This window comes from Aliiglaciecola sp. CAU 1673 (assembly GCF_029223185.1).
Classification (GTDB): Bacteria; Pseudomonadota; Gammaproteobacteria; order Enterobacterales; family Alteromonadaceae; genus Bowmanella.
In genome coordinates, this window is record NZ_JARHUG010000025.1 from 37320 (window position 1) to 58211 (window position 20892).

Annotated in this window: 22 protein-coding genes; 16 read left to right on the forward strand and 6 right to left on the reverse strand. The window is 50.2% G+C overall.

The features are described 5' to 3' along the window. Positions 1-25 precede the first annotated feature (25 nt). The 8 genes from P2G88_RS18540 to P2G88_RS18575 all read left to right on the forward strand — a co-directional run bounded on the left by P2G88_RS18540 (position 26) and on the right by P2G88_RS18575 (position 6410). Positions 26-829, forward strand: a complete 804-nt coding sequence (locus P2G88_RS18540; protein WP_275798794.1) for an ATP-binding cassette domain-containing protein — start codon at positions 26-28, stop codon at positions 827-829. Further along, positions 829-2022: an ABC transporter permease gene (locus tag P2G88_RS18545; protein ID WP_275798797.1), complete on the forward strand. Its 1194-nt coding sequence runs from the start codon at positions 829-831 to the stop codon at positions 2020-2022. The genes P2G88_RS18540 and P2G88_RS18545 overlap by 1 nt, the downstream gene beginning before the upstream one ends. A 21-nt stretch (positions 2023-2043) precedes the next feature. Further along, positions 2044-2673 (forward strand): LysE family translocator, encoded by a 630-nt coding sequence (locus P2G88_RS18550; RefSeq protein WP_345798888.1) that lies wholly within the window; start codon positions 2044-2046, stop codon positions 2671-2673. A 91-nt stretch (positions 2674-2764) separates the two neighbouring features. Then, positions 2765-3598 (forward strand): LytTR family DNA-binding domain-containing protein, encoded by an 834-nt coding sequence (locus tag P2G88_RS18555; protein WP_275798800.1) that lies wholly within the window; start codon positions 2765-2767, stop codon positions 3596-3598. Between the two features lie 23 nt (positions 3599-3621). Continuing rightward, the gene (locus P2G88_RS18560) at positions 3622-4080 is read left to right on the forward strand and encodes a nuclear transport factor 2 family protein (RefSeq protein ID WP_275798804.1); all 459 of its coding nucleotides are present in this window, start codon (positions 3622-3624) and stop codon (positions 4078-4080) included. Positions 4081-4169: 89 nt separating this feature from the next. Next, entirely contained in the window at positions 4170-5111 is a 942-nt protein-coding gene (locus P2G88_RS18565) for a stomatin-like protein (protein WP_275798807.1), read from the forward strand. Beyond that, the gene (locus P2G88_RS18570) at positions 5108-5566 is read left to right on the forward strand and encodes an NfeD family protein (protein WP_275798810.1); all 459 of its coding nucleotides are present in this window, start codon (positions 5108-5110) and stop codon (positions 5564-5566) included. The genes P2G88_RS18565 and P2G88_RS18570 overlap by 4 nt, the downstream gene beginning before the upstream one ends. A gap of 100 nt (positions 5567-5666) precedes the next feature. Next, positions 5667-6410, forward strand: coding sequence for an ABC transporter substrate-binding protein (locus tag P2G88_RS18575; protein ID WP_275798813.1), 744 nt, complete (start codon positions 5667-5669; stop codon positions 6408-6410). Here the strand turns inward: P2G88_RS18575 and P2G88_RS18580 are convergent. The 3 genes from P2G88_RS18580 to gloB form a co-directional block, all read right to left on the reverse strand. Continuing rightward, positions 6407-7411 (reverse strand): ion transporter, encoded by a 1005-nt coding sequence (locus P2G88_RS18580; RefSeq protein WP_275798816.1) that lies wholly within the window; start codon positions 7409-7411, stop codon positions 6407-6409. The genes P2G88_RS18575 and P2G88_RS18580 overlap by 4 nt on opposite strands. Before the next feature lie 99 nt (positions 7412-7510). Next, on the reverse strand, positions 7511-9154 hold the full coding sequence (locus P2G88_RS18585; protein WP_275798819.1) for a LysM peptidoglycan-binding domain-containing protein: 1644 nt from the start codon (positions 9152-9154) through the stop codon (positions 7511-7513). Positions 9155-9318: 164 nt separating this feature from the next. Beyond that, a complete protein-coding gene (gene gloB, locus P2G88_RS18590) occupies positions 9319-10089 on the reverse strand; it encodes a hydroxyacylglutathione hydrolase (RefSeq protein WP_275798822.1) in 771 nt (256 codons plus the stop codon). Positions 10090-10154: 65 nt separating this feature from the next. Between gloB and P2G88_RS18595 the strand changes: the two genes are divergently transcribed. Both P2G88_RS18595 and P2G88_RS18600 read left to right on the forward strand, forming a co-directional pair. Beyond that, the gene (locus tag P2G88_RS18595) at positions 10155-10925 is read left to right on the forward strand and encodes a methyltransferase domain-containing protein (RefSeq protein ID WP_275798824.1); all 771 of its coding nucleotides are present in this window, start codon (positions 10155-10157) and stop codon (positions 10923-10925) included. 56 nt (positions 10926-10981) lie between these two features. Then, complete coding sequence (locus tag P2G88_RS18600; RefSeq protein ID WP_275798827.1) at positions 10982-12073, forward strand: methyl-accepting chemotaxis protein; 1092 nt, start codon at positions 10982-10984, stop codon at positions 12071-12073. A gap of 49 nt (positions 12074-12122) precedes the next feature. On the opposite strand, the gene metG is transcribed toward P2G88_RS18600, so the two are convergent. Beyond that, on the reverse strand, positions 12123-14162 hold the full coding sequence (gene metG, locus P2G88_RS18605; protein WP_275798830.1) for a methionine--tRNA ligase: 2040 nt from the start codon (positions 14160-14162) through the stop codon (positions 12123-12125). Between the two features lie 143 nt (positions 14163-14305). On the opposite strand from metG, the gene apbC reads away from it, so the two are divergent. Together apbC and dcd are read left to right on the forward strand one after the other, a co-directional pair. Further along, positions 14306-15361 carry an iron-sulfur cluster carrier protein ApbC gene (apbC, locus tag P2G88_RS18610; RefSeq protein ID WP_275798833.1) on the forward strand — a complete coding sequence of 352 codons (1056 nt, stop codon included), beginning with the start codon at positions 14306-14308 and terminating at the stop codon, positions 15359-15361. Positions 15362-15577: 216 nt separating this feature from the next. Continuing rightward, positions 15578-16171 carry a dCTP deaminase gene (gene dcd / locus P2G88_RS18615; protein ID WP_275798836.1) on the forward strand — a complete coding sequence of 198 codons (594 nt, stop codon included), beginning with the start codon at positions 15578-15580 and terminating at the stop codon, positions 16169-16171. A 6-nt stretch (positions 16172-16177) separates the two neighbouring features. Here the strand turns inward: dcd and P2G88_RS18620 are convergent, their stop codons facing one another. Continuing rightward, the gene (locus P2G88_RS18620; protein WP_275798839.1) at positions 16178-17488 is read right to left on the reverse strand and encodes a diguanylate cyclase; all 1311 of its coding nucleotides are present in this window, start codon (positions 17486-17488) and stop codon (positions 16178-16180) included. A gap of 479 nt (positions 17489-17967) precedes the next feature. Between P2G88_RS18620 and P2G88_RS18625 the strand changes: the two genes are divergently transcribed. From P2G88_RS18625 to P2G88_RS18635, 3 genes are all read left to right on the forward strand, one after another. Continuing rightward, positions 17968-18150 (forward strand): hypothetical protein, encoded by a 183-nt coding sequence (locus tag P2G88_RS18625; protein ID WP_275798842.1) that lies wholly within the window; start codon positions 17968-17970, stop codon positions 18148-18150. Positions 18151-18196: 46 nt separating this feature from the next. Continuing rightward, positions 18197-18907: a Crp/Fnr family transcriptional regulator gene (locus tag P2G88_RS18630; protein ID WP_275798845.1), complete on the forward strand. Its 711-nt coding sequence runs from the start codon at positions 18197-18199 to the stop codon at positions 18905-18907. 118 nt (positions 18908-19025) lie between these two features. Then, complete coding sequence (locus P2G88_RS18635; RefSeq protein WP_275798849.1) at positions 19026-19736, forward strand: Crp/Fnr family transcriptional regulator; 711 nt, start codon at positions 19026-19028, stop codon at positions 19734-19736. A 50-nt stretch (positions 19737-19786) separates the two neighbouring features. On the opposite strand, the gene P2G88_RS18640 is transcribed toward P2G88_RS18635, so the two are convergent. Then, positions 19787-20236 carry a PRC-barrel domain-containing protein gene (locus tag P2G88_RS18640; protein WP_275798852.1) on the reverse strand — a complete coding sequence of 150 codons (450 nt, stop codon included), beginning with the start codon at positions 20234-20236 and terminating at the stop codon, positions 19787-19789. A gap of 272 nt (positions 20237-20508) precedes the next feature. Between P2G88_RS18640 and P2G88_RS18645 the strand changes: the two genes are divergently transcribed. Further along, positions 20509-20643, forward strand: a complete 135-nt coding sequence (locus P2G88_RS18645; RefSeq protein ID WP_275798856.1) for a hypothetical protein — start codon at positions 20509-20511, stop codon at positions 20641-20643. Positions 20644-20892 lie beyond the last annotated feature (249 nt).

Sequence of the window (20892 nt, forward strand, 5' to 3'; positions counted from 1 at the left end):
TCCCAACGGCCGCAAAGGATGACCGATGATCGAAATTAAAGGATTGGCAAAGAAGTTTGCCGTGCCTAATCCCAAGAAACTGTCGGAGCAGGAGCGCAAAGATCCGAGGCTCAAAGGCCGTTTTTTCCACTCGGTGCAAGATGTGAGCTTTGCCTGTGGCAAAGGTCAGGTTTTGGGCTTGTTGGGACCCAATGGTGCCGGCAAGACCACCACCTTACGTATTCTCTCAACGGCCCTTAAACCGAGCGCCGGCATGGTTGAAGTCAATGGCGTAGATGTGTTGTCGCAGCCCTTGTTGGCACGTCAGAAACTGGGCTTTTTGTCAGGTGCCACCGGTTTATATGGCCGTTTAACGGGTAGGGAAAACATTGCCTATTTCGGTCGTCTGCATGGTGTTCCGGAAGCCCGTATTCTGCAGCGTATTGAAGAGTTGGCCACGTTACTGGATATGCACGCATTTCTCGATAGACGCTGTGAAAGCTATTCCTCCGGGATGAAACAGCGTACTGCCATTGCCCGCGCAGTGATCCATGAACCCGAAGCGGTGATCCTCGATGAACCCACCACGGGGCTCGATATTATGGCGACGCAAACAGTGTTGGATTTTATCCGACGACTCAAAGATGAGGGCATTCCGGTCATTTTCTCCACTCATCATCTGGATGAAGTAGAAGAGCTTTGTGATCGGGTGACGGTAATTGATCAGGGTTTGACGCGCTTTGATGGGGATCTTGCCAGTTTCCAGGCATTGTCGGGGGACAACTTACATAAAGCATTCCTGACATGTTTGGGGAAAGTCGAGCCGCTTCATCAGCAAGGAGCAGCATAATGTGGTTGGTATTTAGAAAAGAGCTGATGGAACTGCTGCGGGATCGCAAAACCCTGTTTTTTATGATTGCCATGCCCATTCTGTTATTCCCACTGATTTTTGGCGCGGTGGCATTTTTTACCAGCAAAGCTGTGGAAGATGCACAAAGTAAGGTGCTGCATTATGTGATTGAAGGCGCGGAGTATGCGCCACTGCTTTCTGAAGCGTTAAGGGAAAGTAGTGAATTCAGCGAACTATCTGGAGAAACAGGCAGTGACTACAAGGTCCTGATCCGTGAAGAAAAACTGGATTTTGTGATCACTGTTGAGGCCAATTATGCCGAGCCGCTGTTAGAGGGCGGACAAAGCAAAGTGGTGCTTATTTATAATGATGCCGGACTGAATTTGGTACAGAGGCGGGTGCAGGCGCTGATTGATAAGGAAGTGGAAGACAAACGTCGTCTTGCCTTTGAGCAGCTTTCGTTGAGTGAAAGTCAGCAACAAGCGCTGCTCTCGCCGATTGTGCTGGAAAAACAAGATGTTGCAGATAAGCGTGAAAACTGGGGCGAGAAGATCGGCGGCCTTATTCCCTATATCGTCTTTATCTTGTGTTTGCAGGGAGCGATGTATCCCGCAACCGATCTGGGTGCCGGTGAGAAGGAACGAGGCACCCTGGAAACGCTGCTGATTTCGCCTATCCCAAGGCATAAGCTGGTGCTGGGTAAGTTTCTGACCATTGCTTTAGCCGGTGTCACATCGGCCCTCATTACCGTGACCAGCATGGCCTTGTGGGGACTGGTATTGGGGCAGGGTATGGCATTGACCTTTGTATCGGAATTTATGGGGGCCATTGGTGCGCTGGACTTTGTGCTGATGTTTCTGATGTTGATCCCTGTAGTGGCTATTTTTGCCTCTATGCTGCTGAGCCTGTCCATCTACGCCAGCAGTTTTAAAGAAGCGCAAAGCTATATGGGTGGCATGATGTTTTTGGTGATTCTGCCTATCGTGCTGGCTACCTTACCGGGTGTCACGCTTGATGGTGGCTGGGCATGGGTGCCCATTACCAATGTGGCATTGGCCATTAAGGAACTGATTAAGGGCACTATGGATTATTTCGCATTGGTGGGCATTTTCGGCTCAACCCTGGTGATTGCCTCAGCCATGATCGCTTTTTGTGTGTTTTGGTTTAATCGTGAGCGGGTATTGTTTCGTTAACTTTTGAGACGGAGTGTAATCTTGGGCATTGAAAATCTGTGGTTGTTTGTTTTGGCCGGGATCATGCTGAATATTCTGCCTGGTCCGGACTCTCTTTATGTCGCCACCAGAGCGGGTACACAAGGATTTAAGGCCGGCTCCATGGCAGCCCTGGGAATTGGTGCCGGGACTATGGTGCATGTCAGTGCCGCAGCGTTGGGCTTGTCTGCGATTTTGGCTACCTCAGCCATGGCCTTCACCCTGATTAAATGGGTGGGGTGCTTGTATCTGCTGTACATCGGCATCAGCATGTTGCTCGCAAGAACCAAGCCCTCAGCATCTGGTGCCTTGCACCTTTCTCAAGAAAGCATGGGAAAAATATTCTCACAGGGTTTTCTGACCAATGTGTTGAATCCCAAAGTGGCGTTGTTTTTCCTGGCCTTTGTGCCTCAGTACATTAGTGCAGAAGCACCAAGCAAAATGTCGGCGTTTTTGTTGCTCGGATTGATTTTCAACCTCAATGGTATGATCTGGTGCCATCTTTTAGCCTGGGGGGCGTCTTCTGCCGGACAGCGTCTTCGTGGCAATAGCGCGCTAAACGTATGGCTGTCAAAAGCCGTCGGTGGCTTGTTTTGTTATTTCGGGATTAAATTGGCGCTGAGCGAGAAGTAAAGATTAAGGCCCTTGCTGCTGTCCCTGATTGGTCAGGCAGAGATTGGGGCTGGCATGCTCGGTCCCCCCTGGATGGAAAATGAAGGTCTCCATGAACAGGCTGCAGTCAGCCTCCCTTAAGGGTACCAATATGTATCACCTGCAGACTCAAATTGCTCAGGCACTTAGCAAAGGCAACGCCATGTACCTGATGCTATTGCCAACGCTGGCACTGTTGATTTACTGCCTCGGTCACACGTTGATCCTGAGCGAACCTTGGCAAATAGCTGCCAGCTTTGCCTGGAGCTTGTCACACGGCCTGGCGGTATCAACACTACTTTTCAGTTTGCGATATATGCCGACCGGTCTTAGCTGGCGGCGCGTCACTGTCATGTTTATGTTACCTGTACTGTCATCTTCTTTGTCTTATTTACTTATTGCAGCACTGTTTTGGCAGCCACTGCAGTGGGTACATGACTATGTGTCCTTGAGCCTGTACCTCTTAATGAGCTTGTTTTCTATTGGACTGACCCAAGTCACGCCTGGCAAGTGCTGGCTGACCCTGGATTTTGGTAGTCACAAGAAAATGATTCCCCTGAATAAGGTCGTGGCCGTGCACGGCGCCAGGAATTATCTGGAATTGGAAGTGTCAGGCCTGCAAAACCAGGGGGTGTTGCGTGATACTCTGGAAAATTTCAGCCATCAGTATGCAGGGACATTTCTCCGGGTGCATCGCTCACACTTGGTCAATCCCAAAACCATAGTGGATGTGATCAAGGGGCCTCGGGGGAATTTGCTGCTTGTATTGCAGAACACCAGTCGCGTACCGGTTTCACCTGGCTATCGGGATGCACTATGGCAAGCACTTAATTTGGTCCCAGGGCAGGAAGATTGGTCCCAAACGGCTTTCCTTCAGGTAGCAGCGAGGCAGAATCAGGGGGCCTAAACTATCTTATTCAAGGAGCCCCTATGCGTATTAAACTCATCGTTGTAACCAACTGCCTGTTACTCAATTACCCTGTACTTGCGGATGCATTGGAGCAAGACAAGAAGATCTTGCGCCACATGAAAGAAGTGCTCTGGCCCCAGGCCTATCGGGAGCAGGATGTGGACCTACTTGACAAAATTCTGGCTGCCAATTTCGTCATGATTGACAGTCAAGGGAATTGGACCGATAAGGCCATCGAACTGGCGGACCTACCCAGCTATGCCTGGCCTCATGAGCAGTTTCACTATGAGATCAAGCGCCTGGAAATCTTTGGTGATGACAGCGCTATTGTCGCCGGTGAAGGCAGGGCAAAGGGACAGGGCAAGGAAGGGCCTTATTGTCTTCGTTATCAATCTACCAATGTGCTGTACAAAGAACACCATCAGTGGCGCGCGGTGAGCTCCCATGTATCGGGAGTACAAACCGCTTGCACCGATTGACTTGGCAAGTATAAAGCAATCAAAACTTTCCTTGTGATGACATTTCCCGGCATACTCTTGCAGAGAAATGTCATCACAAGGAATAGTCAATGAACCCATTGCTGGAATACCTGTTTTCCATCGAATTCTTCTTTATCCTCTTTATCCTGGTTTTACTTAAGACCTCGATTATCTTTGTGCCCCAGAATATGGCCTATGTGATCGAACGTTTTGGACGCTTTCAGTCTTCCCGTGAAGCCGGTTTAAACTTTATCGTCCCCTTTATTGACAAGGTGGCGGCCAAGCGCTCGCTGAAGGAGCAAGCGGTGGATGTACCCGAACAAAGTGCCATCACCCGTGACAATATTTCCCTAAGAGTGGATGGAGTACTGTATTTCCGAGTACTTGACCCCTACAAGGCGACCTATGGTGTAGACGACTATATTTTTGCAGTAACCCAGTTGGCGCAAACGACTATGCGTTCTGAATTAGGCAAGATGGAATTGGACAAAACCTTCGAAGAGCGTGACTTGCTGAACACCAATATCGTGCGTTCGATTAACGAAGCGTCCGGTCCTTGGGGTATCCAGGTAATGCGTTATGAAATTAAGGACATCGTGCCGCCGATGTCGGTAATGGAAGCCATGGAAGCCCAGATGAAAGCCGAACGGGTTAAGCGTGCGCAGATCCTGGAGTCTGAGGGCGATCGCCAGGCGGCCATTAACCGTGCCGAGGGTGAAAAGCAATCCGTGGTGTTGGCGGCCGAAGCGGACAAATCCGAACAAATCCTGCGCGCGGAGGGTGAAGCCCAGGCTATTCTGGCAGTGGCCAAAGCCCAGGCTGAAGCTTTAAGAATGGTGGGTGAGCAGGCCAACACTGAGGATGGCCAAAAAGCCATACAGCTGGAGTTAGCGACCAAGGCTATCGAAGCCAAGAAAGCCATCGCCAAAGAGTCCAGTATTGTGCTGCTGCCAGATCAGGCCAGTGATGCTGCCAATGTGGTGGCTCAAGCCATGACTATCATCAATAAGATGGGCGGCAAAAACGCATGATAGCTTTTTTTGAAGCGCATATTGCGCAGATGTTTGTCGTTATCGGGCTGGCGTTACTGGCCCTTGAAATCGCTATTTTGGGCTTCAGCACCTTTGTCTTTTTCTTTGTCGGCGCCGCCACCTTGTTAACCGGTGGCCTGATGTATCTGGGCATACTGGAGGAAAACCTGCTACAGGGGATTGCCGGTGTGGCGGTGCTTTCCTCGGTGCTGGCCGCTTTGTTGTGGAAGCCTCTTAAGGCCATGCAAAAAGAGGTGGTGAAAACGTCGGTACAGCAGGATTTTATCGGTGAACAGTTTCGCCTCAGTGCTGCTATCGGCCCCGATCAGGATGGCAGTGAGAAGTATTCGGGTATTCATTGGGTGGTTCGAAGCAACTCTCATATTGATGCTCATGCCTTGGTGCGCATCAAGGCGGTAAGTGTCGGGGTGCTGGAAGTTGAGCCTTGCGAATAAGTGGGCCATAGAAATGATTTTACTGTCGGTGAAAATTGGCAGTAGAGCTTTGCGATGTGCCATAGTGGATCAGCATGATCATGCGTGAGGAACGTTCGCAATGTTAAAAATGATGGTGAGTCTTCCTACCTTCTTCATTTGTGGCTTTTCCTTTATGGCTCAGGCCAAGGAAATCGATGTCGCCTTTGGCTGGAGTAAGCCTCCCTACGTGATAGAAAAAGAAGAGCGTGGCTTCGAGCTGGAGCTGGTGCGCAATGTGCTGAAGCGCCTCGATTTGGATATGAATCCCGTCTTTGTGCCCTTCGGCCGTTCCCATTATTTGTTGAAAATGGGCAAGGTGGAGGCCGCAGTTACCCTCAAGGAAAGCATGGATGTGGGCGAAGCCCATTTAAGCGACATCTATATCAATTATCACAATGTCGCCATTAGCCTAAAGGGCCGTGACATCGTGATTAATGCGGTGAATGATTTGTTTCCTCACTCAGTGGTGGCTTTCCAAAATGCCAGTGTGGTGCTCGGTGATGAATTCAGTCAGATCAGCGAGGGAGCCCGCTTCTACCTTGAAATGCCTGATCAATCGAAACAAGTAGAGATGTTGCTACGGGCAAAGACCGATGTGGTGGTGATGGATGTCAACATTTTTAATTACCTTAGCCGTCATCTCACCGGCAGACCCTTTATGGACAATGTTGTTGTACATGAGATCTTCCCTGCCACCCGATACCGGGTTGGCTTTGTGGATGCACAGGTCCGTGACGCATTTAATCGCGAGTTAGCTGCTTACCGCGAATCGCCCGAGTATCAGGCGCTTGTGGATAAATACGAATTTATTCTGGCCAATTAGTCTGTTTCAGGATTTAAAACAGTTTTCCAGCGTTGCTGGCTGACGTGGCTCTTAAGCAGTTCCAAACATTCATCAAGCACTGCAATGGCTTCCTGATCCAATGCAGCTTCTTCCGCTCCAGTGGCTGCTAGCCCATAACTGATCAAACCGTCCACTTTTTCGGGTGTTACCTCGGTGAGCAAGTTGGTAAATGACTGGATCACTATGTCGGCCACCGCATTTTCCAGCATTTTTTCCAAGCTTGAGCCTACCACAGGAACCAGACGCAGGTTGTTCACCTGTCTGTTTTCGCGGACCGCGCGACCTACGCTTTGCTGTACATGGGCCCGAAGAACCTGCCCCAAAGTGGGATCCTGAATGCTGTGACCATAATGTTGCGCCAAACTGGCCAGCCAGCGACAAAGAACCGGACGTCGGGCGGCCAATACCTTATTGCCGATTTCATCCAGCAGGGGTGAACCACGACGCAAATCTTCCTGCGCATCGGTCAGCACTTTGGCAACAATGCGGTCACTGAGCTCCTCAATGAGCACGCCATAGTAAAAAGCAAAGAAACGAAAGGGCGCGGTGTCACGCAAATCGATAATCTGATATTTGTGCAGCCGATGGAGAATGGAAATAATCCTCAGCAATCGTAAAAAGCGGGCGCCACCCACCGGGATACAGCCCACCAGGTCGTACCAATGAATAAAGGGGTAGAAATACCAGCGCAGATAGGTTTTTCGGTACACCGCGACTGCCCAGCGAAAACAAAATTCTGCTAAAAAAATGGAAACAAATATCAGGTCGATAAGGATAAAGTTGGCGTTGATTGGGCGGTACCAATCCAGCAAAGCAGGGGAGAGGCTGTTGAGTCCTCCTCGCACCAGTTCCGTGTCATATAAGGCATCAAAGAGAAGCAGTGCCAGGTTAATCATTAATAAGCCCAGCATCAGCAAGTCAAGGAATAACCAAGGCCCCTCATGGCTTTCCCGCAAGCGTTTTAAGCTGAAGTTGAGCATGATTCCATATCCTTAAAATACGAGCGCCCGCAAAAGCGGGCGCTGAACGGTAGCATAGGGAAGTGTTAGTGAAACGCCTCACTCCTCCCTTTTAACACCTTATGATTTCGTTACATCCACATGCAACTTGAGCTTTTGCCCTGGTTGCAAATAGTTTTCACGAGTCAGTTTATTCCAGCGCTCGATATCCTGAATGCTGACATTAAAGCGTCCGGCGATGCGTGCCAGGGAGTCACCGTTTCTTACTGTGTAAGTCACGGTACGCATCACGGTCATCACTTCTTGATCACCAGAAAGCTCATCAACCCAAACCACCAGTTTCTTACCAGGTTTCAAAGGATCGTTAGGTGCCATACCATTCCACTTGGCCAGGTCTTTATAGCGAATATTGTATTTGACGCTTAAGTCCCACAGGGTATCGCCGGGCTCTACAATATGCGTGATTCGATGATTGGCTCTGGGTTTAGACTGGATGTCTTCCAATCTTTCTTCTACAGAAAGTGCGTATTCATCCAGCGCCTTTAGCGCAACAGGAATCAGCAGATATTCTCCGGCAATAATGGTATTGCCTTTGAGCTTGTTGACCAGTTGAATTGCATCTGGCGTAGTGTGGTATTGCTCTGCCAGTTCCAGCAGGCTGTCACCGCTTTTTACCTGATGACGTACCCAGTTAAGGCGTTTGCTGTTATCTATCTCTTCCAGCGCAGATTTAAAGGTATCTACTCTGTCTACCGGTAGCAGTAATCCGTGAGGTCCTTTGGGATCCGTTGCCCAACGGTTATAACCCGGATTCAATGAGTGCAGCTCTTCCAAGGTCAGCTTGGCCAATTCGGCAGCCAAGGCCAGGTCAATCTGTGAACCCACATCCACTAACTGCGTGACTGGCTGCGCTTCAATGGGCGAGATATTGGCCATAAACTCATCGTCATGCTTAACGATATTGGCCAGAGCTAACAGTTTTGGCACATAGGCGCGGGTTTCTTTTGGCAAATCCAGTGACCAGAAATCTGTGGGTTTGCCCTTACGCTTGTTGGTACGGATGGCACTTTGCACGCGACCTTCACCACTGTTATACGCCGCCAGCGCGTGCAACCAATTTCCATCGAACATCTTGTTCAGGTATTCAAGGTAGTCGAGCGCGGCATTGGTGGAGGCAATAACGTCTCTGCGTCCGTCATACCACCAGCTTTGCTTCAGACCAAAACGTTTGGCGGTACCGGGAATAAACTGCCACATGCCTGCCGCGCGGCCGTGGGAGTAAGCAAAAGGATCAAAGGCACTTTCGACGATGGGCAGTAACACCAACTCCATCGGCATCTGCCGCTTTTCTATTTCCTCAACAATCAGGTACAAAAAGGGGGCTGCTCGCAGGCTTACTCTGTCCATATAAGCCGGGTTGGATAAGTACCAGTTTTGTTGCTCCAACACCCGTTTATCATCGGGGATCTCAAGGAATAATTGGTCGCGAATTTGCAGCCACAGGTTGCTTACCTGGTCGCTGGCGTCTTCTGCTGATGTATCTAAGGGGTAATCGGGTTCTACTTCAGGATGCGTAACAGGAATCACTCCCGTATCCGCCATAGCGCATTCTTCGCCTTGGTATTCGCCTGTCTGACAGGCTTCCAGAATTTCTGCGGCTATCCTATGCTCATTGTCCTGATGCGGGTCGTTGCCGAAAAGCTTGTCTGTGGTTACACAGGCCTGCAAACTGAGCAAGGACAAAAGTAATATTGTCTTTTTCATAAGCGCCGGGCTCTTTTGTTTCTTGTCATTATTCCCGGACATCTTCGCCGGTTTGTTTTTTATCTATCGGTCATTGCCAGTGACTCTGAAGCCAGGCATGAGGCAGATGCCGATGTATCGGGCGTTGCACTCCCTATCAAACAAATGCCGCCCTATTCTATAGGTTAAAATTGATCTTTCCAGCCCCGCAGTGCTGCAAAAATTTCTACCGGTGTATGAAATGTGGCACGCATATGCTCTTCAACCCTGTTTTTAATGGTGTTGCTATGTACCCGTAAAAACGGATTCACGGTCTTTTCCAAGGCAATATTGGAAGGCAAAGTGGGCAGGTCTTTTTCCCTTCGGGTCTTGGCCCAATGGGTATATTGCTGAAGTTCCTTGTTGTCCGGTTCGACCGTACTGGCGAACTTGATATTCGCTAAGGTATATTCATGGGTGCAGTAGACTTTGGTATCTTTGGGCAGGCTGGCGAGCTTGCTCAACGAGGCATGCATCTGCGCTGGGGTGCCTTCGAAAAGGCGGCCACAGCCGGCGCTAAACAGGGTGTCACCACAAAACAGTCCCACTTCATGGTTGTAAAAACCAATGTGATCGAGCGTATGACCCGGGAGTTCTATAACGTCGAACTCAAGATCCAGGCTTTCAAGATAGATCTTCTTGTCTTCGGAAATTACACGGTTTACACCCGGAATTCGTGGGCTTTGCACTCCCCAAACATTAAGCTCAGGAAAGCGTGTCAGTAAATTTTCTACACCACCAATATGGTCACTGTGATGGTGTGTTATCAGAATATCGGTTGGCTGTAGTTTATTTTCTGACAAGTAGTCCAGGACAGGGACATCATCGCCCGGATCCACTAGTGTACAAAGTCCCTGTTTTTGCAGACACCAAATATAATTGTCTTTTAAGGCTTTAATCGGAGTAATTTCAATCATATGCTTGTCGCTTAAAGGCATTTGGAATGCAGACCATATGACCACAATCCAAGCTTGAGGTTTCAATGCGTCCCGCACTGTCTGTACGTAAACCCAAATATCCCCTGTCCTGGCAACAGTTGCCCTGTGGTGATCAGCTAAAAAGCGCAATACAGGCGCAACTAAACGCGGTATGCCGCCAGTGGTTTGGCTATCATTTGGTGAAACTGGGCGCGCTAAGCGCTGAACTTAGCCTACCGGAATGCGCTATTAAGCACCAGGTTGGGATCAGCCGATCAGCCAATGACGCCTGTCATTTGGTCGCAGATGCCAAAGCCCTGCCGTTGCAAGAGCGCAGTGTGGATGCCTTCCTGCTTTGTTTCGAACTGGACTATTCGTCTGATCCGCACCAAGTCTTGCGCGAAGTGGATCGCGTCATTATGCCTGACGGTCATCTGGCTATTGTTGGCTTTAATCCCATCAGTGTGGCGGGTTTGGCCAGGCTGTTACCGCTTAGGAGAGATAGCCTGTTGCATGATGCGCGCTTTTTTACCGCGATGCGCATCAAAGACTGGATGCACTTGCTGGGCTTTGAAATTATCGAAGAACGACGATTGATCCATTCAGAATTGCTCTTCGACCGACCACTTCATCAGGATAGCCGTTGGCAACGTTGGCTGGCGAAGCATTGTACCATGCTGGGGTCTGTCTACATTATGATTGGCAAAAAGCGGGAAATGCCGCTGTCAGTGGTAAAACCCAAGTGGAAACCTAATACTGCTTTCACTCCCGCGGGAGCCAGCTGGCGGGCTAGCAGGGCACAGCTTAAAAGTGTTGTGCAAAGCCATTGCGACTGAGCAGAAAATAGTAGATAAATGATCAAGATTTTTACTCACTACCGGAAATACTGCGTATGCTCGGACTGTTCAATAATCGCGTTAATGAGGAAGACCAGCGCAAAATCTCTGTGCTTGGCCAGGAAAACCTTCGTTTAGAAGAGCGAATCAAGCAGTTAGAAACTGAGTTACAAGCGGCCAATTCGCGATTAGCCGAGCAGCAGAAAGTCTATGATGATGTGCGCACCATCAACCAAATCAGCCTTGAAGGTCAGCAGCACGTCAATAATGTGCGTCATTCCCTGCACACCACTGCAGACACGCTATTACATGAACAATCGCGACTGGATGGCACACAGGGCATCTTCGTCAATTCTGCGGGCATCTTGGATGAGACGGTATCGGGCTTAAAGCAAATCGACCATCTTGCCGCCAAAGGAGTGACCCATGCCGGAGAATTATCGGGATTGGCAAGTCGGATCAGCAACTTTGTGGTGGTGATCAATTCCATTGCCGAACAAACTAACTTGCTGGCCCTTAATGCTGCCATTGAAGCGGCCCGTGCCGGTGAAAGTGGTCGGGGCTTTGCGGTGGTAGCAGAAGAAGTGCGAAACCTGGCCATGCGTTCTTCCGAATCTACACAGGAAATCAATAACCTGGTGGCAAAAATCGAGGAGGGCACGCGCAATATCGAAGGCAATATTAACGATGTGTCGCAACAGTCCCGCTCATTGGTGGAAAAAACCGGTGATGTGAGAGAGCGCATTGGACAAGTATTGGAGTTGTCCCAGTCGATGCAGGATGTGATCCGCATGTCTGCCGAGCGCACGTTTCTGTCAACGACTCAGCTTGATCACTTGATTTATAAAACCAAGGTTTATGAAGGGGTGATGAGTGGCAACAATAAGCTGGCTGAGAGCCTTTCAGATCACACTAATTGTAACCTGGGTAAATGGTATAAGGGCCGCGGTGCTGAGAAATTTGGCAAGATGACTGAGTTCAGAAACCTGGAAGCGGTCCATCGTCAGGTTCATGAACAGGGCAAAAAGGCCCTCTCTGCAGCTAATGGCAGTTTGAGCAAGGACATTATTGGCGCCTTAAAGCAAATGGAGCATGCCAGTGAGGAAGTGATTGCCAGAATCGATCATCTGGCCAGCCGTATCCAATAAGCCGGTTCAATGAGCAAAAAAGAAAGGCGCCGCTGGCGCCTTTTCTATTTTACTTAACCTTCATGCCGGGTTTGGCGCCTTCGTGAGGCTCCATAATCCACAGATCTTTACCACCGGGACCGGCGGCCAGCACCATCCCTTCGGACAGACCAAAGCGCATCTTACGAGGGGCCAGATTGGCCACCATCACCGTCAGCTTGCCTTCCAGATCTTCCGGTTGGTAGGCTGATTTAATCCCGGCAAATACTTGGCGCATTTCGCCGCCAATATCCAATTGCAGACGCAGCAGTTTGTCGGCGCCTTCAACGTGTTCAGCCTTGGCGATACGGGCGATGCGCAGATCCACTTTGGCAAAATCTTCATAGGCGATGGTTTCACCAATGGGATCTTTACTCAGTTCGCTGTCTCTGGCCGCAGCCGGCTCGCTAGCCCCTTTGGCCAGCAGGTTTTCTTTTGAGTCTTCTACCATGGCGTTGACTTTATCCATTTCTACCCTTTGCATCAGGGCCTTGAATTGATTGATTTGATGATTGGTCAGCACGCGCTGTGCACAAATCCAGTCCAGTTTGTCATTGAGGAAGGCCTCGGCCTGCTCGGCAAGCATCGGCAGCACCGGCTTCAGGTACACCATCAGAATGCGGAACAAGTTAATGCCCAAAGAGCACACCTGCTGGGTTTCCAGCTGTTTGTCTTCATCTTTGATGGTGACCCAGGGAGCTTTGGCATCAATATACTGATTGGCCTTATCCGCCAGTGCCATGATCTCACGGATAGCCCGATTGTACTGACGCTTTTCAAAAGCCGTGGCGATGGATTCGCTGGCGCCCTGGAACTCGGCTACCAAGGCGGGCTCACCCAGATCGGCAGCCAGTTTGCCGTCAAAACGTTTGGTAATAAAACCGGCACAGCGGCTGGCAATATTCACTACTTTGCCCACCAGATCAGCGTTCACTTTGCTGACAAAGTCTTCGAAGTTAAGGTCGATATCAGTAACCCCTTCGGACAGCTTGCTGGCGAAGTAATAGCGCAGATACTCAGGATTCAGATGTTCAAGGTAAGTACGGGCCTTAATGAAGGTGCCGCGGGACTTGGACATCTTAGCGCCGTTTACGGTGACAAAACCGTGCACGTTGACCCCGGTGGGTTTACGGAAACCGGCACCTTCGAGCATGGCAGGCCAGAACAGACAGTGGAAGTAGGTAATGTCTTTACCGATAAAGTGGTACAGCTCGGCATCGGAGTCTGCTCTCCAGAAGCTGTCAAAATCGATGTTGTGTTCATTGCAGTAATGCTTGAAGCTGGCCATATAGCCTACCGGCGCATCGACCCACACATAGAAATATTTGCCCGGCGCATCAGGAATTTCGAAACCAAAGTAAGGTGCATCACGGCTGATATCCCACTGCTGCAGGCCGCTGTCAAACCACTCTTGCAGTTTGTTTGCCATTTCAGATTGGATGGCACCGCTTTTCAGCCAGGCTTTGAGCATGTCTTCAAACTTGGGTAGGTCGAAGAAATAGTGCTCGGAATCCTTCAGCACTGGTGTGGCGCCCGACACAACGGAACGCGGGTTTTTCAGCTCGGTGGGGCTGTAGGTGGCGCTACATACGTCGCAGCTGTCGCCGTTTTGATCTTCGGCGCCACAGCTGGGGCAGGTGCCCTTCACAAAACGATCCGGCAGGAACATCTCCTTTTGCGGGTCGTATAGCTGGCTGATGGTGCGTTTGCTAATATAGCCATTCGCATTCAGGCGCTTGTAGATAAGCTCAGACAGTTCGCGGTTTTCCGGCGAGTGGGTCACATAGTAGTTGTTGTAATCCACATAAAAATCGAGCAGGTCCTGATGGTGCTCGGCACGGGTGCGAGTGACCATTTCTTCCGGCGTAATGCCAAGCTCCTGGGCCTTAAGCATAACCGGGGTGCCATGGGCATCGTCGGCGCACACACTGTAGCACTGATGGCCGCGCATTCGTTGAAACCGGGTCCAGATATCGGTTTGGATATGCTCCAGCAAATGGCCAAGATGGATTGAGCCATTGGCATAGGGAAGGGCACTGGTAACCAGGATTTTACGTTGCGAATCTGCCATAACCGCCTTATTGAGTATGCTTTAGGGTTGAATTGGAAAAGAGGCAAATGGTACCCAAATCTGGCGCACCTTGCATCAAGATTCCGGCGCCTCGAGCAGCTTCTCGCCAGGCAGGCCTTGTTTAGATAAGTGGAGGACAACCGTTGTTTTTTAAAAAGTCCAAAGACGTAGAGCAAAATACGGCCATGGCCGAGACTCTTGCGCATTTTTTCTCCCTTGCCCTTGAGCAGGTAACAAGTTGGATTGAGGAGACGCCAGCAGGTTTTGATATCAGCCTGCCTTTTGTCTGTGCATCCATGCATAGTGAGTTGGAGCTGGCCTTAAAACCCCATGCTAAGGGCAAAACCTTAGTGATCAGTCAGGCGGTGCCATTAGGCGGCAAGACGCAGCGGGGACTTCGCCATATCAAGCAGTTGGTGGCCATTGCCTCAGGTAAAGGCGGGGTGGGTAAGTCCAGCACCTGCATTAACCTGGCACTGGCTCTTTCAAGGGAAGGCGCCAGGGTGGGGATTTTGGATGCAGATATCTATGGTCCCTCTATTCCGCTGATGCTGGGAAACCCCGATGCCCAGCCAACCAGTGAAGACAATAAGCATATGCAACCCTTGGTTGCACACAATTTGGTGGCCAATTCGATTGGCTATCTGGTACCCGCCGATGATGCCGCCATCTGGCGCGGACCGATGGCCAGCAAGGCCCTTCAGCAGCTTTTAAATGAAACTCTGTGGCCAGAGCTGGATTATCTGCTGATCGATATGCCGCCCGGCACAGGGGATATTCAGCTAACCCTGGCCCAACAGGTACCAGTTACCGGTGCCGTGGTCGTGACCACGCCGCAAAACATTGCCTTGGCCGATGCACAAAAGGCCATCGCCATGTTTAACAAGGTTTCGGTACCGGTGCTTGGGGTCGTGGAGAATATGAGTTATCACCAATGCAGCAATTGTGGTTACCGCGAGCATTTATTTGCACAAGGCGGCGGCGAGCGCATATCAGAGAAAAACGCCGTGCCACTACTTGGCCAAATTCCGTTGGATATCCATATTCGCCAGTTTACCGATGAAGGCCGCGCTCTTATTCTGGAGCAGCCTGAGCATCTTCTGTCCCAAGCTTACGGTGACACAGCTAGAAAACTGGCCAGAGAAATCTATTTGGCAGGATTGAAGCAACCCCAGGCCATTGATATCAGCCAGGTCTAGTGTTGTCATTCCCGAATGCTGCAATCGGGAGCATCCCCGTGGTAGTAATCGGGAACCTGTCGAAATTCTTATTGCTGTTAAGTGATATGAAAGAGCCACAAATGACATCCTTATAGAAACAGGCTGGTCACTGCTGTCCCTTTAGTGTAAAAACATTGAACCCAGGCGGCAGTATAGGAATAATGCCGCCCCCACTTCTTTACCCGGCGAAATACCATGAGATTATGTGATAAAGACATCAAAAAATGGCTTCAGGAAGAAAAGATCCGCATTGAGCCCATGCCTGAAGAGCATATGATCAGTGGTGTTACCGTAGATATTCGTCTGGGTAACAAATTCCGGGTGTTCCAGGATCATGCTGCGCCTTATATCGACCTCTCCGGTCCCAAAGAAGAAATGCAGGCGGCCCTGGAATCGGTGATGAGTGACGAAATAGAACTACCCGATGGTAAAGCCTTCTTCCTGCATCCTGGCGAGCTGGCGCTGGCGGTGACCGAAGAATCCGTCACTTTACCGGCCAATGTGGTGGGGTGGCTGGATGGTCGTTCCTCCCTGGCCCGCCTAGGCTTGATGGTGCATGTAACCGCTCATCGCATCGATCCCGGCTGGTCCGGCAATATCGTGCTGGAATTCTATAACAGCGGTAAGCTGCCACTGGCCCTTCGCCCCAAGATGAAAATCGGCGCGCTGAGTTTTGAAGTGCTCTCGGATTTTGCCGAGAAGCCCTACAACGCCCGTCAGGATGCAAAATACAAAGATCAAAAAGGCGCCACCGCCAGTCGCATCAGCGCTGACGAAAGGAGTTCCTGAGGTCGCTTAAAGGATGGATGGGTATTTCAACTCTGCCTGATCAAACAGAGTAAAACCATTGCGGCCTTTGGCCTTGGCGCGATACATGGCTGTGTCAGCATGTTTGAGCATCATCAGCGGGGTATCGGCGTCTGCGGGATAAACGCTGATGCCGATGCTGAGGCTGATGACCAAATCTTTACCCGCTATCTGGTGGGGGAACGTGAACGCCTTTAACAGCTTGTTGGCAACATGTATGGCATCCTTTGGCGTCACTAGTTCTGCCAGCAAAATCACAAACTCATCGCCACCATATCGGCAAACAGTGTCACTGGTGCGCACACAATCTTCCATGCGTCGGGCGACGGATTGTAAAAGCTGATCGCCACTATCATGGCCTAACGAGTCATTAATCAGTTTGAAATGGTCGAGGTCGATAAACAGGATGCCCACCTGTTTGTTGTGTCTGATAGCCAGAATAATGGCTTGGTTCAACCTTTCTCCCAACAACGAACGATTGGGCAGTCCGGTCAGGGCATCGTGATAGGCCAGCTTATTGCGGATGCGATTATGGGTGACATCATGCACAACAATGACACTACCCTGGGGCCTGCCTGAGGCATCAGTAATAGGATTGGCGATGACATCTACCGGGGTTTTAACGGCGTCTTTTGCCACCAGCACCATATTGCACGAATGATTGCCCTGTGAATTTAACAACAGGTCCCTTACACGGCTGCTCAGGGCAACATTGGAATACTCGTCAGCCAGGATCAGTACCTCTTCCAAGGGTTTGCCTGTGGCTTGCAGACTGCTCCAGCCGGTTAATTGCCTTGCCATACTATTGGTATAAGCAATCTCTCCATGGGTATTACAGGTAAAAATGGCATCGCTGATGGCGTTTAGTGTTAAGCGCGAATGTTCGTCGCACAAGGCATGAGTGTCGTGCACAGCTTGTCCATCAGCCGCCTGTGCACTGAATTCGTTGCCCTTGCCCAGATAATGGCTCAGTTTTTCTATCCACTGCGGGGTGTGCGGCATGTTTGGCGTAAAAAGCAATAATAGGGTGTGCTCGGGTACTTGTGTCAGCAGGCTAAGCAGGTTGTTGCCATTGGAATTGAAGTCACTCAGGTTGACTGCCATCATGCTGACCCGTGCTTGTTTATTCAGGATTGATAGCGCGGCCTCGGTGGTTTGCACATGCTGCAGATTTTTAAGTGGATGCTCATGGGCCAAGGTACCAAAAATCTGCTCTGCTACAGACATATCCTGCATCACCATTAGCAGGTTAATGGCCCTGCTGGTGGGGGGCTTTGTGCTCTTTCGTGGCGCTGACATGCGGATTACTCCCTTAACTGGTCAAGGCAGCCCTGCCAGCAGGGTCCATTTGCAAGTCATAAGCTACGTTTTGTGAACTGTTGTGGCCAGGACCCATCGTTGCTTCAATTGCAAGTGTTGGTTCAGCCAATACGGCCAGACTATGGTGTGCTGGATACTCTGTCTGTTCGATGGCACACGCTAGTGCTTTTCCCCCCTTTTGCATGGGCTTGACGCGTAAAACACCGTTTAAACCGAATGGCCAGCCTTGAAACTGGTGCAATGTGGTGTTTATCAGGCTTAAGACCTTGAATTTGTTATTTATCCGCAACAATGAGGAGGGTAGAAGGGGCGAGGCATAAGAGCATTAATGGTCGAGTCTCCCTTACCTATCCTAATAATTAGTCTTTGTGTTTGCTATCGTACATACAGGGTGTGGTTGCAACGATAAAGTCACTGTCCTTAAGTGTGAATACACCTGTCCCATGTGGAGAAATGCCTTGAAAGACATTCAACCATCAGATCACTTACATTCTGACTTTTCTGCAATCAGGCCACCTTATGAGCGTCGCAAGGTTGCACTCAGTCCCCATTGGCCCAAGGCGCTGGTAGTCAATACCATAAAACATGTTGAGACGAATATTCCTGACAAGGCACTGTTCATCGAGAAAAAGAATGAATGATGTGGCCTGCAGTTTGCCATGGATGAAACTAAATGAAGGATTAAATATGTCTGCTGAATCACCCAAACCCACTGACAATAAACTGCTGGCGGCGCTGTCTTTGGAGTACCAAGAGGAACTGTTTCCGCGGTTAAAACTGGTTCATCTGCCGTTAGGCGAGGTGGTATATGAGTCAGGTCAGCCCCTTAGCCATGTGCATTTTCCGGTCGATTGTATTGTGTCATTGTTGTATGTGATGCTCGACGGTGCGTCGGCCGAGATCTCAGTGGTTGGCAATGAAGGCCTGGTGGGCATTGCCGTGTTTATGGGGGGAGAAAGCACCCCAAGCCAGGCGATAGTACAAAGCGCAGGCTCGGCATTCACCTTGCCGGCTTCTGATTTTAAAAAAGCCTTTAATAGCTCGGCAAACACCCGGATGTTGATGCTGCGCTATACCCAGGCGTTAATCACACAAATGGCGCAAACCGCGGTTTGTAACCGTCACCACAGTATCGATCAACAGCTTTGTCGCTGGCTGTTGTTGTCCCTGGACAGATTACCCGGTAACAACCTGACCATGACCCAGGAGCTGATTGCCAATATGTTAGGAGTGCGCCGTGAAGGGGTAACAGAAGCCGCGGGGAAGTTGCAAAAAGCCGGGGTGATCGAATACCGCAGAGGTCATATTACTGTGATAGACCGCCCCAAGTTAGAAAGCCTGAGCTGTGAATGCTACCGGGTGGTCAAGCGGGAAACTGAACGTCTGGAATCGTACTGAGCCCAGCGGTTAGCTTACCGAGTGCGGCATAACCCCTAAGCCGTCCCCTTTAGCGGGTCCTGGCTTCCTTGAGTGCTAAGGGAATGAGCCATGTATCACTAAACCGGAGAACGTTGTTATGCCAGCCAAGCCATTGACCCCGTTAAAAAACCGTTTGCTAAGTAACCTGGACAGTCCAGAGTACGACCAGTTTGTTGAACAATGCACTCTGGAGCAGCTTCACTTCGGGCAGTGTTTACATGTTCGGGATGATGCAATGATGAAGGTCTATTTCCCCCTGACCTGCTTTATCTCCCTGCTCAGCCAGGTGGATGATAAAGCGCCCATGGATGTGGCGCTGATTGGTAGCGAAGGGATGCTTGGCACCTCTTTGCTGACCGGAGACAAACTGTCGCCATTGACGGCAAAGGTACAAGGGGCCGGGTTGTCGTTGTGTATGCCTGCGACCCTATTTGTGCAGCAACTACGGCAATTTCCAAAAATCCGCCAACTGGTTGGTCTTTACTTGAGCGTACAACTAAAGCAACTGGCCCAAACCGCAGCTTGCCTTTGCTACCACGATGTCAATGCGCGTTTAGCCCGGTGGTTGCTGATGAGCCATGATCGCGCTCATTCTGATTATTTGCAGTTAACCCATCAGTTTTTGGCAGATATGCTGGGTGTGCGTCGCAGCGCCATTACTATTGCGGCGGGACAGTTACAGCAGAAAAACATGATCCACTATCGGCGGGGACGTATACATATTTTGTCCCACCAGGGACTGGTTGGGCGAAGCTGTGGCTGTTATCAGGACGATATTGACAGTTATCATCGCTGTTTACCCGAATAAAAGGCAGCCTGCAAAAGCAAAGGCTGCCCTGTAGGAAAAGGCCGTTGATCTTAAACCAATGGCGGCGTTTCACCTGATGAGGCTGGAGTTTTTTTAGGCATGGCATGTCCTGCACCATAATAGCCGTGAATATCCGATGCCCACACCGGATCGTCCCAGTCTGGCCTGTTGCCATCGTCAAAGGAGGGGGCGTTTTTCAGTCGGTCCAAGGACATGTTCACCCGCAGCCTGTTGTTGGCGCTGTCTACTGTGAAAGCTTGCCAGGGAATAGCATAAAAATTCTCTCCTATGCCCCAAAATCCCCCTCTGGTCATGACCGCAAAGGTAAGGATACCGGCAGGCATGGTCTGCACCAGATCATGCAGGTGCCCCAGTTTCTGGTCACTGAAGTTATAGATGTCATGATGGCGAAGGGAGCTTATCAGGATCTGCTCAGGCTTGGCTTCATCCTCTTTATGGATGGTGTTTGCGCGTTTTACGTCATGGGCAAGAACGTTCATTGTCTTTCTCCATTATCTCGTGATGCGGACATGGCCAGGGCAAGATGCGCCTGACAGCAATAGTGTGCTAGGGGTTTAAGCGGGGGTCTGTTCGTTGGCGCGCTTTAGTGATTTCGAGGGAAAAACCGACATGAACTTAATGCTATTCATGACTGTATTCAATGAAATAGGGCGGGCGTGTGCCAGCGCACAGTGAAGTCATTTAAACCGCTGTAAGCTTGGTGTTCTTAGCTGCTGGCGAACAGGCTGGTGGCAAGTAACCAGAGGTGCTTATGCAAACTCCTAATAAAGATATCAAACCCCAACAAGCTGTGAATAAGCCCGGTCAAGAGCAGAAGCAAGAGCCCGGACGCAATCAGCAAAAGCCACCGATGCAACAACAAAAGCATCAGGAGCCTAAGCGTTAATCAGGACGCATTGAATGAGTAGCGCACAGCATTGCGCTGATAACGCTACTCAGACAATAGGCTGTAGGGTAAACATAACTTACAGCCAAACTGTTAACCAAATGTCAGGCCCCACTGTGTGGGGCCTCAGACTGTTGAAAAAGGCCTGGACGCAGATCCAGGCCTTTGATCTAATGAGCATAGTGAACAACATGGATTCACCATGCTTAGAGACAAACCCCCCCAACAATATGAACTAGAAATGGTCGC